This is a genomic window from Microbulbifer mixtoriginis (SeqCode) (assembly GCF_052467705.1).
Window position 1 is genome coordinate 2,254,501 of the sequence record NZ_CP174322.1, and the last position, 16,271, is coordinate 2,270,771.

A 16,271-nucleotide genomic window follows, 5' to 3' on the forward strand; every position below is an offset into this window, starting at 1 on the left:
GGATTGGTTAAACCTCCTGTAGTTTTCTCAGTAGATATTGCTTGTATTGTAAATGCAACTCAAGCATCAAGTTTTCTTCTTTCTATTTCACGGGAGGCGAGCTTTTATCATGACTCCCTTTTAAATAATGGTTTAAAAATTTCTGGGTACCATTACATGGGTCTTACAGGTGAAGGGTAATTTCCACCTTGAGGCATTTTTAAACTCATAGTATTCATTAGCAGTTCATGCTGCTTTCCATATTCTTTCAGTGAACTTTAGGGAGATCCCCTGTTTCAACTTTATTCACCGGATGGAAGGAAGCATCTTATGACTGAGGCAGAGAAAAGGCAGAGAGCAAGAAGTCGCTGGAGACATTTGCGTTCTACATTGAAAACGCTGGGGCTTTTAGGTCGCTCAAGGGGGGCAAAAATGGTAGCCACTCCTTATTGGCCGGAAGTTCATCATCCCAACCACCAGGCGACCCATGGCCGTAATGGCAATGTCCGCTATCTCTCCGACCGGGATAGGCAGAAACATCTGGCCACATTTACAGGAAACATGCTGGTTATTCCTCCGCAAAGAAGGTTTGAGCTGGGTATCCTGCAAAACACTGCGGGCAACATAATTTATGTTGTGGATTCACAGCGTAATTTCTATGTCGGAAGAAAAAATTTAGGTCATTTCCATCATTCCTCATTTCTGGCTGGTGGCTCGGTGTTGGGTGCAGGAACCATTGTGCTGGGTGCTGGTTATCAAATACTTGAGGTCAATAACCACAGTGGCCACTACAGGCCAGGTGCCCGGGAATTGAAGCGGGTGGCGCTTGCTATTAGTACGCTCGGTGGGGATTTGAATCAGATACCATTTCGTGTATCGGGGGCTGGGCCCGATGTTGTTTATGGTAATGGGTTAGCACTTCTCGATGCGGCGATCTAGCTGGTTTGGTTGGTGCTTAATAGTGGGGAAGCTGGAAAGGGCTTGGGTCGACCTCGGTTTTCTGTATATGAGATTTGTGAGGGGGTTCAGGCAAGGTATTTAATTGGGAAATAGAAGAGGACAATGCCGGGGTAGAAGCAGTGTGCCCTTGCCAATGTGGACAGGGGCACACTCTGTCGAGTATCGACCTTAGAAGCGTCTGCGGAACATTGGCAGAGGTTGATCTACACCGGACTGATAGCTGTCCCCAAAATCCTGTAGGGATTCTTTCAGGCTGGTGAGGGATTGGTTGCCTTCAAAAGCGTAGGCGTTAAAGCCACAGCGTTGCAGGTAAGTGAGCTGGTCGCGCATAAAGCCACCCACCGCACGCAGCTCCCCTTTAAAGCCAAAGCGCTCGCGCAGCATGCGGCCGGCGGTAAAGCCGCGGCCATCGGCAAATGCCGGGAAGTTAACTGCGATCAACGGAAAATTATTTGCCTCGTTGCCGATAAGCTCAGCACCTTCGTCGCTGTCTATCCAGACCCCCACTTCTGCACTGCGTTCTGCCAGGGCCTCCCGATGGGCTAACCACTGGCGCAGCGGTAGGATCAGCTTGCCGGAGGGCAGGGTATTTGGATCAATGGTTTCCTCTTCCTCCAGTTGAGGTAGTAGCTGCCAATCATTGGCGCTGACCTCACCATTGAGAATTAGCTCGGAGGGGTTGCCCGGCTGTGGGCCCAGCTTAACTGGCTTTGGCATAGACTCTCTCCTTGAAGGGCTGCAGGCCGATGCGGTTATAGGTGTCGATAAAGGGCTCTTCTGTCTGGCGCTGTTCGATGTAGAGATCGAGGATCTTGCCGATTACCCCGGTAACTTCTGCGCGAGAGAAGCTGGGGCCCAGTACCTTGGCCAGACTGGCTTCGTTGGAAGCACTGCCGCCCAGTTGTATCTGGTAGAACTCCTCGCCTTTCTTGTCCACACCGAGGATGCCGATATGGCCCACATGGTGGTGACCACAGGCATTCATGCAGCCGGAAATGTTCAGATTCAGATCGCCCAGGTCGTAGAGGTAATCCATATCGTCGAATTGGCGCTGAATGGCTTCGGCGACTGGGATCGACTTGGCGTTGGCCAGGGAGCAGTAGTCGCCGCCGGGACAGCAAATCATATCGGTGAGAGTGCCAATATTGGGTGTGGCAAAGCCGTGTTTGCGCGCCTGTTGCCACAGCTCGTACAGTTGGCCCTGTTCCACATCGGCCAAAACCACGTTTTGGTCGTGGGTGGCACGGGCTTCGCCGAAACTGTAAGCATCGGCCAGATCGGCGATGGCCTCAAGCTGGCTGTCGGTGACATCACCGGGGGGCACACCCGTTGGCTTGGTGGAGAGCTTGATAGCGCGGTAACCCGGTACTCGGTGAGGGTAAGTATTGCGCTCCAGCCAGCGCGCAAAAGCCTTGTCGCTATCAGCCTGCTGCTGCAGGGCCGCCTCGCTGGCTGCACCATCAAAGCTCTTGTAGTCAGGCTCGGTAAAGAAGGACTTGGCCCACTGCAGAGCTTCTGGGGTCAATTTCTCAACCCCATCTTTAATGTACTGCCACTCTTCTTCCACACGGCGGCCAAATTCTTCGGGGCCCAGGGCTTTCACCAGAATCTTGATGCGCGCCTTGTATTTGTTATCGCGACGGCCCAGCTGGTTGTATACCCGTACAATCGCTTCCAAGTAGGAAAGCAGATCTTCCTCCGGCAGGAAATCGCGGATGGTTTCGGCGATAACCGGTGTACGGCCCTGGCCGCCACCGACAAGCACCTGGAAGCCAATCTCTTCGCCGCGCTTCACAATCTGCACACCGATATCGTGTACGCGAATTGCAGCGCGGTCCTGCTCGGAACCGCTAACCGCGATTTTGAACTTGCGCGGCAGGAAGGCGAATTCTGGGTGGAAGGTAGACCACTGGCGAATCAGTTCGCAGTAGGGGCGCGGATCGGCAATTTCGTCGAGAGCGATGCCCGCATAGGGGTCAGAGGTGGTGTTGCGGATACAGTTGCCGCTGGTTTGAACTGCGTGCATTTCCACTTCGGCCAGCTCGGCCAGAATAGCGGGTACATCTTCCAGTTGGGGCCAGTTGTACTGCAGGTTCTGGCGCGTGGTGAAGTGCGCGTACCCTTTGTCGTAGTCCCGGCTGACGCGCGCGAGACGGCGCAGCTGGCTGCTGTTGAGCAGGCCGTAGGGCACGGCGATGCGCAACATGGGGGCCAGTCGCTGAATATAGAGGCCATTTTGCAGGCGCAGTGGCAGGAATTGTTCCTCACTCAACTCGCCGGCGAGGTAACGTTCCGTCTGGCCGCGGAACTGGGCAACGCGATCATTGATGATGGCGCGATCCCGGTCGTCGTATCGATACATAACAGCTTGATTCCATTGCCTTTGTGCGCGGATGGTGGAGAGAGGGGCAAGCCCCGGATGGTTCTCCGCTGGCGCCTAACATACCAGTACGCTTATGCAATAAATAACAATATTTTCCGCTATGTCTGTAACCAACAGTTATAAGCAGCTCGCTGTTAAGTTGTTGGCTTGCTGAATTGCAGGGAAGTGCTTTCCCTTTCCACTGATCACAATTGATTGCGGCCGTCTCTGTTGAGTATAGAGACATCACTTTTCTGGAAGGTGGCTAGGGTGTCTCGCGTGAAGCCCAAGGATACCACTGGGGGTGAGTGTGCAGGGGTACCCACCTCGATAGTCTTTGATAATGGGCATTTGCTATAGAAGCCGTTGACAATAAGTTTCTATGGGGGGGGCACTCACATATGCCGGTTTTGGATTACTGTGAATCTAATCTTGTTAGCCAGGAAGCTATGATGGCGCCTCACTGGGGATCACATTGCAAGTGGTTCTATAGCGTATTCACTGTGAAAGTAATCCCATCCTCTCTGGCAGGGAGAGAATTAATATGAAATTGACGCAGCTGAGTCGCGCTTGTAAGAGCGTAAATTATGAGTATATCTTCGCCCTGATTTGAATTTCCAGCACACGCGGGCACCTTAACAATGCATGCCAAACCGGGGTGCTGTATGAGGGTTACTCATGGGATTCTTGCAAGGTAGTATGCTGAAAATACTCGCTCTTGATTACTTTGTTTTTGTTGGTGCTCCCTGTTTCTCAGGCCATGTACAAAGCGTGGCTGATCAGCATTTGGTGAGGGCTTTAGAGGAGGGGAAGCCTTTATTAGCTGTATATTTGGTGGAGAGGGTTCAACCACGGTTGGAACTGACTCTGATTCGGTGGGGCTCTTTCAGGCTCACCGTTGTTACCAAAGAAATTCAGTTTAGAGAATTCTTAAAAAGACTCGAAGCTGGCATTGAGGCCCCTCCTGGCATTCGGCCGCAAAGGAAAGGTTGTGAAGAACTCGCCCGAGCCCTCTCGGTCTGGCTTCTCCATAACACGTCAGCCTTTACTTCCTTCAGTATTTCTTTCCAGTTCTTGCTTGTGTTATTAGCACCTACGTTTTAATCACGGTTTCCGCTAATCCGCTATTGTTGCAATATTGGGGTTTACCCGGTTGGTCGTTTTTGTCAGTCCAGCTCAAAGAGCCCTCCATATCAAGTTATCATCAGTATTTTTCGTTGAAGAATTCTTTTTACTGTTTTCATTTTATGAAATCAACAATAGTTTTGGATCACTGGAGTTGAGGTCTTCAACTGAAAAAACCTTTCACTATTATTCGAGACTAAAAACTCTACAGGTGTGGGAAGGGGCAGGCTTTCCTTGGGGGATGTTTTTTAGCTGGAGTATGGCGGAGACACATAGAAAGTGTGGAGGTACCCATAACTAGACAATTTGTCTTCGTGCTATTTAAAACGTTTTTGCAGTGGGGCTTACCCGGTTATCTAAATAGCTTGTAGTTAACCGGGTAAGCCCTGATGAATAAGCTATGCAGATACGTTTTGTGTGTTTGTATTAAGCCTCGAATCATTCGTAGCCTAACAAGGTTGGCGAGGGGATTCTGGCACTTGAAAAAGTAACCTAATAGTTGGATATATTCACCTCCCTTATCTGACGTTTATGACATAAATGCTCACATTAATAATCATTCTTGGATTAATGTTGACGCGTAAGTATACTGGCGCGCCCTATTCCTGGCTGTATAGCTGGGGGGAGGGTTTAGCCATAAAAACGAAAAGGGAATTTCCGCTGTGTTCAAGGGTTGTGGTTCGCTGTCTCATACCAGGCTGACGGGGTTATTTCTTCTGATGAGCTCGTCGATAAAAGGTTTGATATCAATTTTTAACCTTTTCCCAATACTTTTGTTGGGTATGGTGGCTTCCAGTTATGCTGACGCAAGTGTTAAAGCCTATGCATATGGTGATGGATCGATCAATATAGATTGGCCGGGCTCATATGCAGATGTATCAATCATTGAGTATAAGAACGGTGTTTGGCAAAGATCGATCAAGGTCACTGGGATAAAGGGCAACTACCGAGTTACTGGGCGAACCGATGGCATGTGGAAATATGTTGTCTCTGGTGAGAATGTAGGAGGTCCAGGAGGTGGTGGATGTAACCCCATATGTCCATTTGCTTTTTTAGAAAAAATCAAAAGAAACCCTTTGTTTTTCCTGGCACCCTCTGCATATGCCGCTAAATATTTAGGTTCGGTAGAGGTGGAGATGCTCAGGAACCCCGGCGTTCCCGGAGGCATTAGTCTTGCGAGTAGAGACACTGATGGTAGCTATTCCATCAGTTGGGGTACAGCCAGTGGGAGCGTAGATTATTACGAACTCCAAGAACGAAAAGACTCGGGTTCTTGGTCCTCTATTCACAGTTCCTCTTCCAAAAGTAAGAATTTAAACGGTAAATTGACTGCAGACTATGAATATCGAGTTAGAGCCTGTAATCGTAGCGCCTACAGCTCTAAAACGGCATGTTTTAACTTTAACCCAGTTAAAAAAATTACTGTTATCCGTACTCCAGGTTCAATTTCGGTTCCCGCTTCAAGCACCAATGGTAGTGTCAGTATTTCTTGGAGCTCTGTTTCGGGGGCTGATAAGTATGTTTTGCAGGAACAAAAGAATAATGGTTCCTGGAACGAGATTTACAGCGGAACTTCGATCAGCCGTAATTTTAGTGGGAGAGGGACGGGAACTTATCGCTATCGAGTTGCCGCTGTCGAAGGCACTTCAGTAGGATCTTTTAAAACCTCCTCTACTGTCACAGTATCCAGAGCTCCGGGTATACCTGGAAACCTAGCCGTACCAGCCAGTAGCAGTGGCAACTATGCTGTGAGCTGGAGTGCGGTTTCTGGGGCGGCCAGGTATATATTGGAGCAGTCAGGTGACGCCTCTGGTAGCTGGAGCTTGACTGGCACTAGCAAGTCCTTTAGTCAAAGTAAGAACAGTAGTTACTCGTATCGCGTAAGGGCCTGTAAAACTTATAGCGGTGTTGAATCTTGTAGTAGCTGGACAGGAAAGAAGAGTGTCAGTGTAAAATTTCCTGACCTGATGGTACAGTCGGTTACTAAGGGTGGAAGGGTTACCCTGCTGTTTAATGGAAACTGGCAAGATGCAGAGCGTTGCACATTAAAGCGTGGAAATACTAATGTTAGCAGTAAAATATTCGACCCTGGCGCTACCTTTACAGAGACACTTTCTAAAAGTGGTACTTATGACTACCATTACGCCTGCGATGAATGCTTACAAGGTAATTTTCCGAAGTGCTCAGAGCCAAATCCTGTTGCAAAAGTATCGGTATTAGCCACAGTCATTATTGCACCTGATAAACCTGCTCTTACTAGCGTCAGCGCAAAATCGTACACCGGTTCTGTCAGTTTGAGTTCCAATAGCTCCGGTCCAATAGATTCGGTGCACTGGCAGAAGCGTAAAGCAAATAGTAGCTGGCCTGCGGATAATAGCTACAGCACAGCAACTCGCAGTACCTTTACTGTCACCGGTCTCGCCGATGGCAGCTGGGAACTTCGCACTAAAAACTGCAATTCTTCCGGCTGCAGCGCAAGCTGGAGCACACCTGTTGGGGTTTCTGTCCGGAACCAACCGGTACCCACGGCCCCGACGCTGGATGCCATAGGGAATAGTGCTACAGGTTCTCTTAATCTGAACTGGAGCGATCGCTCTAGCCAGCAGGTTTACAAGTACAAACTTTACGAGAACGGCAAGCTCCTTAAAGAGCTGACTACCAGCTCTACCAAGCCCGCGCCCCTCACCGGTACCACACTCAAGCGTGATGACGGCAGCTATAGTTACCACCTGATAGCTTGTAATTTGCGTACCTGTTCCACGGCTGGCAATGCCCAATCTGTCATCGTCGCCAAAACCCCAGGTGCGCCCAAATCTCCCAACCTATCGGCAAGTTTCTCGCGTTCCGGTGAGGTTGATCTCACTTGGGGAAGTGCCAGCGGCGCGATCGTGCGCTATGAAATTATTGCCGGTAGCGCATCTTCGGCGGGGGGGTCGGTAAGTTGGAGTAAAGCCGCCCCAATTAAGCACACAGATCTCAAGCATTTGAGCAAATCACTGTCGCTGGATAACGGCTTCTTCGCCTATCAGGTCCGTGCCTGCAACCAGGTATCGAGTTTTAGTAGCTGCTCAAATACGGTTGCAACGGATATCGTCCAGGTTGACCAAACTCCGCCACCGGTAACGGTGGAGGTGCCTCCCAATAAGGCCACAGTACTGTCTATTACCGACCCTCGAGTGTTGGCCTCCGATCGTGTCGGCATATTGCCGGGGGAATTCCGCGTGACTGAATCTGGTGCGGCGACTTATACCATTCCGCTCCAGGTGGGTCCTTCATCCGGTGGCAGTACACCGGCGCTCAGTGTGACATACAGCAGTTCCGGTAATAACGGCCCTCTAGGGGTTGGTTGGGGGATCAGTGGGCTGTCCGTCATCACTGCCTGTCGTAGAACGTTTGAAGAAGACGGTACCAATGGCAGTGCCTTTGATCGGTTCTGTTTGGATGGCCAACGTTTGAAACTTGTGTCTGGTCAGTATGGCAGTCTCGGCAGTGAGTACCGTACAAGTGTGGATAGCTTCGTGCGTGTACGCTTGGTCTCGAGTGCCACTGGCACCGGTCAGGGCTTTGAAGTGTACCGTAAGGATGGTTCTGTCTCTTATTACGGTATGAACGCAGATGCGCAGCAGGAGAAGAGCTGGTATTTAAATACCCAAGAAGACAGTGTTGGTAACCGTATTGAATACAATTACCTGAAAGACACCGTACTCGGTGAACACCTGATTGAAGCGGTCGATTATTCCGCGAACGGTCACGATGCAGCGTTGAATCGGATTCAATTCCACTACGATACGAACCGCAGCGATAAACGTTATGGCTACCTCTTCGGGCAGAAGACCGCCGCTACCCGCCGACTCACCGCCATTACTTCCAGTGCGGACTCGGTGGAATTGCGCCGCTACAACTTCAGCTACCAGAAAAGTGCTACGGGACGTTTGCTCCTCGAAGAAGTTGAGGAGTGTGTCCAGGGTAACTGTCGCAGACCCACGGTATTTACCTATGCCCAATCGGCTGGATCAGGCATGGTGAGTACTGCTGCTAATCCTAATATTTTCCACTCAGGTTATGAAGGCGGTAAATACGGAGATGTCAATGGCGATGGGCTCACAGACCTGGTATTTATCCGTTACGACGGCAGTCATGGAAAACGCTATATTCGTGTTGCCTTGGGCACAGCCGGGGGTGAATTATCACTGCAATCGGGACAGATGCGAATCCGTGCCAATGAGCGTAGGGAATGGCACTTGCTGGATTACAACAATGATGGCAAAGATGATTTACTACATGCGCCGATAGACGATGGCGGCACACACTGGGCCGTGAATTTATCCAATGGTAGCGGGTTTAGCAGTGCTGATAGCCCCACGACAATCAGCTATCAAAAGGATCAGCTGGGCCAGATGCACGACTTTAATGCCGATGGTTTGCCGGATTTTCTTAAATTTACTTCGGCCGTCGGTCTCCACTCAGTTAGCGACGCGCCCACCATGAAAATCCGCGAGCTACAGCGCAGTAACAATGGAACGCTTTCTTTCAAAAATTCTGAGGTTACTCGCACTCTATCGCTGCCTTCTGTTAGTGCCCCGGGGGGCTTACCCTTGGGATTATTCAAGCGCACTACCTTGGTAAAATTACGCGATACGGATATGGTGGGCGATTTCAATGGGGACGGTATTGCCGATCTCACCGCGATTATGCAGACGGATTGGATTTGTACAGAGGCGGCGAGTGATTGTAACAACCTAAGCCATGTAACTGACAATCACTTTGTTGTGCTGATGTCCGAGAGTGATAACCTCCATGAGGCGGTATTCAAGCGTGAACTCAATGGAGAGGTGGTTGACGCCGAACACCGAATAACAGATTTAAATGGCGATGGCTTACCCGACCTTTTGTTCCGCCCCAATGCAAACTGGGATTGGGGGGTACTGCACTTTAATGGAGAAAAATTTGTCTCCGCAGGTTTCCTGCCTAAGCAAGTAGATGAAGATATCCAGTTGTATGACTGGGATATGGATGGCCTGGTGGACATTCTCTACCCCAATGCCAACGACAAAGAAAACAATGAATACCAGTACCTCTATGTACTGCCCAATCAAGCCAATGGCTTTGGCAGTCCTATCGATACTGGCCTGTTGTTCGGCGCGGATGCCAATGATCACAGTCACTTGGTGATGGATGTGACCGGTGATGGTCGCCCTGAAATTGTTGAGAACTGTGCGAACCGCGATGAGCAGGAAAACCACTGCGATGATATGCGCACCCGCTCAGGCTTCTTTAGTGGTCCGGGCCTTACAGACAAGTATGTACGTGTGTTCAAGCCCAAGCATACTGATAAACCGGTGGATATGCTTGAGTCGGTAGAGAATGGCTTCGGGGTAAAAACAGAAATCCGTTACGCGCGCCTTAATGATGACAGTGCGAATGTTTACACCCGTAAGAAAGGCTCCTTTAAGCTGAACTACGGACGCGGCTCGCCGGTATTTGATTTGTACTCACCGATGTACGTGGTGCAAAAAGTAATCTCCGATGCACCGGCGGCCAATGACAATAACAATACGGTCGAGGCCCATTACCACTACGCCGGCGCGCGTATGCAGAGTGGTGGGCGAGGTTTCCTCGGTTTTGAGTCGGTCACTACTTATGACCCGCAAAATGAGGTGAAGACCACTACCCACTACCGTCAGGATTATCCCTTCATCGGTATGCCCTCACAGACGGCCAAGGTGATTGAGTCCAATGCCAGTAATATCAAAACCCCGGCTACCTGTGAGGGTAGTGGGCTCACCCTGATCAGCTGCTCTATTAACACCTTGGAATCCATAGCACCGGTATCGGGCAAAACGGTAATGCCCTATATCAGTCAGGCAGAGGATAAATCCTACAGCCTGAGCGGGAGTTATCTGGGTAAGGTGGTAACAACCACCAACTACACCGCAGCCAATGATATTCAATATGGCAATGTCAGCTCGGTAACGGTGAAGCACTATGATGCTTCTAATAACTTAGTGCAGAGCAAAACCACAAGTAATGCCTACGACAATGTGGTGAACAGTGATCGCTGGCACTTGGCGCGCTTGCGTGAGAGTAGTGTTACTACTCAGAGGTATGGAGCCCTGGCGGCACCGCAAATCCAGCGAACCGCGCATTTCGATTACGATAACCTGACTGGCCTATTAACCGATGAGTGGGTAGCTAAAGGTAGCGCACAAGAGTTGCATACCCATTATGAACACGACCGCTTCGGCAATCGTATTACATCCACGGTAACCAATGCACGGGGCGAAAGCCGTACCGGTCGCACGGGTTTTGACGGCTATGGCCGCTACGCATTAAATCGGGTGAACGGACTTAAACAGACCGCCGAACAAGCTCTGGAGATGGACCCCTTCGGCCAGCCACAGCGCGTGCTGGATATCAGCGGTGTGGAAACGCATTACGCCTATTCCCCATTCGGCAATCGCTATTTTGAACACCACGAGACCGGCAGCCATGCTACTACCTTGAGCACACTCTGTGCTGATAGCGGCGGCTGCCCTACAATAGCCGGAGTGCCGTCTCACTTTAAAGTGACCACTAGCGGGATAGAGCAGGCCAAGAGCGTAACGTACCACGATCGCCTGGGCCGAGAGATTCGCAAACAAACTCAGGATTTTCTGGGTAATTCAGTGTTTGTCGATACCCAGTACGATGCGCAGTCCCGCGTTAAAAGGGTCTCCGAACCTTATAGCAGCGGCGGCTCTCCACGATGGACTACATATTCCTACGATATTCTTGGGCGCACCACCAGCGTGGATGCTCCCAGTGGCCAGTGCGATAGTACGATTACCTTTAATGGTCTGACGGAAACTATTAAGAACTGTGCTCAGCAAGCCAAGGTAACCCAGAAGAATGTCCTCGGTGAGTTGGCTCAGGTTACCGATAATATCGGCGGTAAACTGCAATACAGCTACTATGCCGATGGCAATCTCAAACAGGTGCGCACCCTAAACAGCGGCGGCGGTGAAACATCAGTAACTTTTATTGAGTACGATAATCTCGGCCGCAAGACCCGTATGGTAGATCCGGATAAGGGCACCTGGACTTACGGTTACACAGGATTTGGTGAGCTGGCCTGGCAGAAGGACGCCAAGGGGCAGGGCACCGCCATGAGCTATGATGCCCTCGGCCGCATGGTGACTCGCGCAGACTACACCAGCTTCGACAGTAACAGCCAAACGGGCACCCTGCAGAACTTCAGCCGCTGGTACTATGACCAGGACCCCGGTTGTGATTCCAAATACCGTTTCGATGGAAAGCTGGTCGCTGTAGCCCAGGCACCTGTCGCTATTGCTGCAGGCTGCAATGCCAATATGGAGGATGTCAGCTACCTCAAGTTGCTGCACTACGATATCTACGGTCGTCTGGGCGAGACCACCACTGTGCTCGGCGTACTGGATGGCGAAGGGGACTTTTATGAAAAAGTTACCTACGACCAATACAGCCGCGTCAGCCGCAGCTTCGATGCCAGTAACCAGCAAGTAGGTAAGGATAATAAAGACTATTTGCGCGGTGTGGAAACGGTATACAACCCATTTGGTTTTAAAGTGGGTGTGCGTGATGTAACCGCCCCCGCAGATAGTGGTTATTATTACCGGGTTAAACGCATGAACCTGCGCGGCCAGGTGGAACAAGTCCTGCTTGGCAACGGTCTCACCACCACCTATGCCTACGATCCACAACATCACCGCCTCACCAGTATCCTCACGGATATCAATCCCGGTGTGGGTCAAGTGCAGAACCTGCATTACGACTGGAATGCAATCGGCAACCTGCTCTCTAAAACCGATCTCAGTGGTGATGGTAGCTACCGTAAGGACCTGCAGGAACGTTTTGAGTACGACGGCCTCAACCGCCTGCGCTATGCGCGCCTCTATCAAGCCGGCAGTCAAGCTGCCACCCAGGAGGTTCGCTATGATGATGCCGGTAATATCACCTATAAAACGGGCGTTGGTAGTTATGAGTACAATGGCCCACGCCCCCATGCGGTAACCAAAGCCGGTAATACCAGCTATCACTACGATGACAACGGCAACATGAGCAGCGACTCGGGCAGCCGTACGCTGGACTACACCATCTTTGATAAACCCAGCCTGATCACTAAGGGCAGTCACGATACACGCTTTACCTACGGCCCGGATCGCAGCCGCTTCAAGCGTGTGGACGATAATGGCAAAGGCACTGTGACCACCTTGCAGATCGGCAGCGTTGAGAAAGTGATTGAGCGCAGTGCCTCCGGTGCTCATATCAAGAGCTTCTATCGCCGTAATATCGCAGGCGTTGCTATCGAGCGTGTCGAGCTGAATGCAACGGATAATATTGCCGGTACTAGCACCCAGTATTTACACAAAGACCTGCAGGGTTCCCTGGATGTGATTACCGATAGCACCGGTCAGGTTGCCAAAGATACTGCGGGCAACAAGCTGGTTTACAGCTTTGATGCCTGGGGCAAACGCCGCAATGCACTGAGCTGGGAACAAATTGCCGGCGCGCCTGCAAATACGGTTAGCGCCCTCAGTGTGGGAGCCTTTAATCACCTGAGTAGCAACCGCGGTTATACCGGTCATGAAATGCTGGATGAGGTGGGCCTAATCCATATGAATGGACGAGTCTACGACCCAACCCTGGCCCGTTTTGTCTCTGCGGACCCAATGATTGATGGGGTCACCTCGGTTCAGGGCTACAACCGCTACGCCTATGTGCACAATAATCCGCTGACTTATACGGATCCATCTGGGTACAGTTCCTGGAATAAGTTTAGAGATGCTTTCATTAATAGCCGCGATATTCATCGCTATATGGCCGGCAAGCCATTCTTGAATGCAATTGCACAAGTTGCCATTTGTGTAGCTTCTAATGCTGGTTGTCCGGCGGCATTAGCCATGTACAACGCAAATCAAACCTATCAACTAACAGGAGATATAGGGTTAGCTTTCCGCAATGGTGTCTTTGCAGCAGTTTCAGCGGCAGCCTTCTCCGGCATGCCCAGAGGATGGAGTCCGACTAATATTGCAATCCGTGGAGTAACCGGAGGTATATTGGCAAAACTGGGTGGTGGAAAATTTGCGCACGGTTTTGTCTCGGCGGGAGTTGGTGGTGGATTTGGGAAAAATACGCATGTAGCCGTTAAGATGGTGGTTTCAGGGCTGGTATCTGAGGCCACTGGTGGCAAGTTTATTAATGGGGCGGCGACTGCTGCTTTCAGCCATTTCCTTGGTTCTGCTATGGAAGATTCCGATGCTTGTTGGTCTTCAAGTCCTGATGGTTTTTGTTTCGCAACCAATGGTGACCATCGGCGATTTATGGAAGAGGGCCCAGTAATTGCTGCACAAGAGGGTGGAAAAGGATGGCTTTTTGATAAAAAAGGAGAAGAGTTATTCATGAGGTGGTTAGGCGGTTCAGGGGAAACTCTTATTACCAATGGTGGTAGCTGGGGTAAGTATATGAAAGCGAACCAGTTCTTAACCAACCAAATTAACCTAGCCTTGTATGGTGATGCGGCGAACAGATTAAGTTCAGGCTTTGTGAACCTTACAGTCCACGGAGAAATACAAAACGGGTATTCGACTGGATATGAAATGTTGCATGGCACTCACCGTGGTTTAGGAGACTTATCCATAATTGGATTTGCTGAGCTGTTGTCATCGGGTGGATATGCTTACAATGTTACCGTTACTTGGAACGATAGAATTGATCCTAACCCAATCTACTTAGGCGATAGGGTTAGGGCTGGTATTTTAAATACGATATTTAGCCCTGCAGATTACGATGTTCATATTAGTTGGCAACATTCAAGGGATACAAGATACTCCGGAGGAAATTGATGTGTTAAGAATGAAAAATAATATTCTTTTTTTTATTATCTTTATGCAGTTGGTTGCTGGTTGTAAGCAAGTAGTTGCTAGTGGAAAGGCAATAACAGAATTTGGAGAATATGCACTTGATAGTGGTTTGCAGCTAAAGGTTGAAAATGTTTCAGGTATAGTTAAATACCGGCTTGTGAATAATGGTGGTGAAACACTTATCCTGTCTAAAGATAGAGCTAGCGTATATCAGCGTTGGGTGATTGTTTGGGATGGAAACCGTTTGTGGTTTTCTAGCAGTGATATCGGGGGGGTTGTTTGGATTAAAAAAGTAGACGGAGGTTATAGTTCTACCGAGTATTATAAAAATTCAGTGCTTCTGAAAGAGGCTCCTCAAGTTATTAAGGAGTTTGATGGCTAATTTGCACAGAAGGGTGCCGATCCTGATGTCAGAGGATACTCACTGGATCCAATGAAATAATTGGAGTCAGAGAAAATAGACCTTTCAGTTTAGCTGAATAATTAGGGTCAGAGTAAATTATTGACTCCAAAAGAAACTTTCTATCTAGTTGAGTAATTCTTCAAGAACACCGGCAGAGAAATCTGCCGGTGTTTTGCTATTAGCGTATATCACCCTGACCGAGTCCAATACCAGGTCTTGTACTTGAACTTTATAACACTGTCCAAAACCGGCCTCAGTGGCGATGGTAGTTACAGCAAGGACCTACGGGAACGTTTTGAGTACGACGGCCTCAACCGCCTGCGCTATGCGCGCCCCTATCAAACTGGTAGTCAAACTGCTACCCAGGAGGTTCGCTATGATGATGCCGGTAATATCACCTATAAAACGGGCGTTGGTGGCTATGAGTACAGTGGCCCACGCCCCCATGCACTAACCAAAGCCGGTAATAACAGTGGAGAACTAAGATTGTGTCACTATCGAAAACTAAATTAATTTTCTTGTGCTACCTCTTTCTAGCTTCTTGCATGTCACTAAATGTGATACCTATCAGCGAAAAGCCAAATTTGCAAATGCTGAATAGGGGGGTAGAGTGGAAGCTTCGAAGAACTATTTCACCGAAAATGCTTTACCCTAAAACTGAGTTTGATAAAGGCCAAGAAGGTTGGGTGCTTGTTCGAGGAGATATAAGTAAGCAAGGAATTGCGAATAATCTTAATGTGGTAGATTTCAGCCCGAGCGCCGCATTTAATTCAGCTGCAATAAGGTATCTAAGGGGCTCCCAGTTTGAACCCTATAAGCAGAAAGGTAAGGCCTCTATTCTTAAGGATTATTACTTTCTAATAATTTTTGAGTTAGGTGAAGAGCATCCTAGATATAAAGGATAGAGAGGAAAGCTAGATATTTATTTTGTCCCTAGTGATAAAGAGGAGAATGAATTCCCTACGCTTAAATAACACTTTCTATCTAATGGAACCACTACTCAATAGCCCCGGCAAAGTACTTGCTGGGGCTCTGCTTTTAAGCTGTATCCCCTTTTCGAACTCAGTAATATGTTTTGAGTTTCATAATCTTGCCGAAAACCGATCTTTGTGGCGATCACAGCTATAGCTAGGACTTGCTAAAGAGCACTGAAGAGAATGGCTTCAATTGCCTGTGCCAAGCATGCCTCTATCAGACCAGTATTCAAACTGTTACCCAAGAGATGCGCTACTATGGTGCCAGCAATACCAGCTATCAGTGCGACAACAGCGGCAGCATGAGTGGCGACTTGGGCAGCCGTAAGCGGTATTTGATAAACCCAGCCTAGTCACTTAGGGCAGCCACGATACGCGCTTCACCTACGGCCCGGACCGCGGCCGCTTCAAGCGCGTGGACGACAACGGCAAAGGCACTGTGACCACCTTGCAGATCGGCAGTGTAGTGAAAGTGATCGAGCGTAGCACCTGCTGTGCAACTATCAAGAGTTTCTTTCGCCGTAATATCACAGGGATTGCTATCAAGTGTATCGAGCTGAATGTATCCGATGAAGCCGCCAGTACATAGA

Annotated in this window: 9 protein-coding genes; 7 read left to right on the plus strand and 2 right to left on the minus strand. The window is 49.5% G+C overall.

Going from position 1 to position 16,271, the window contains the following annotated elements:
• Nucleotides 1-309 precede the first annotated feature (309 nt).
• Nucleotides 310-918, plus strand: coding sequence for an IQM protein middle domain-containing protein (locus ACJJIB_RS10105; protein ID WP_252085585.1), 609 nt, complete (start codon nt 310-312; stop codon nt 916-918).
• Nucleotides 919-1,107: 189 nt separating this feature from the next.
• Here ACJJIB_RS10105 and ACJJIB_RS10110 read toward each other — a convergent pair whose 3' ends face one another.
• Nucleotides 1,108-1,656 carry a DUF934 domain-containing protein gene (locus ACJJIB_RS10110; protein ID WP_444888780.1) on the minus strand — a complete coding sequence of 183 codons (549 nt, stop codon included), beginning with the start codon at nt 1,654-1,656 and terminating at the stop codon, nt 1,108-1,110.
• The gene (locus ACJJIB_RS10115; RefSeq protein WP_444888781.1) at nt 1,640-3,301 is read right to left on the minus strand and encodes a nitrite/sulfite reductase; all 1,662 of its coding nucleotides are present in this window, start codon (nt 3,299-3,301) and stop codon (nt 1,640-1,642) included. The genes ACJJIB_RS10110 and ACJJIB_RS10115 overlap by 17 nt, the downstream gene beginning before the upstream one ends.
• Before the next feature lie 678 nt (nt 3,302-3,979).
• Here ACJJIB_RS10115 and ACJJIB_RS10120 point away from each other — a divergent pair.
• The 6 genes from ACJJIB_RS10120 to ACJJIB_RS10145 all read left to right on the plus strand — a co-directional run bounded on the left by ACJJIB_RS10120 (nt 3,980) and on the right by ACJJIB_RS10145 (nt 16,270).
• Entirely contained in the window at nt 3,980-4,405 is a 426-nt protein-coding gene (locus ACJJIB_RS10120) for a hypothetical protein (RefSeq protein WP_444888782.1), read from the plus strand.
• A gap of 740 nt (nt 4,406-5,145) precedes the next feature.
• Nucleotides 5,146-14,286 carry an RHS repeat-associated core domain-containing protein gene (locus ACJJIB_RS10125; RefSeq protein WP_444888783.1) on the plus strand — a complete coding sequence of 3,047 codons (9,141 nt, stop codon included), beginning with the start codon at nt 5,146-5,148 and terminating at the stop codon, nt 14,284-14,286.
• A 1-nt stretch (nt 14,287) separates the two neighbouring features.
• A complete protein-coding gene (locus ACJJIB_RS10130; protein WP_444888784.1) occupies nt 14,288-14,686 on the plus strand; it encodes a hypothetical protein in 399 nt (132 codons plus the stop codon).
• A gap of 243 nt (nt 14,687-14,929) precedes the next feature.
• Nucleotides 14,930-15,220: a hypothetical protein gene (locus tag ACJJIB_RS10135; protein ID WP_444888785.1), complete on the plus strand. Its 291-nt coding sequence runs from the start codon at nt 14,930-14,932 to the stop codon at nt 15,218-15,220.
• A gap of 32 nt (nt 15,221-15,252) precedes the next feature.
• The gene (locus ACJJIB_RS10140; RefSeq protein ID WP_444888786.1) at nt 15,253-15,612 is read left to right on the plus strand and encodes a TonB family protein; all 360 of its coding nucleotides are present in this window, start codon (nt 15,253-15,255) and stop codon (nt 15,610-15,612) included.
• A 508-nt stretch (nt 15,613-16,120) separates the two neighbouring features.
• Complete coding sequence (locus ACJJIB_RS10145) at nt 16,121-16,270, plus strand: hypothetical protein (protein WP_444888787.1); 150 nt, start codon at nt 16,121-16,123, stop codon at nt 16,268-16,270.
• The last annotated feature ends 1 nt before the right edge of the window (nt 16,271 follow it).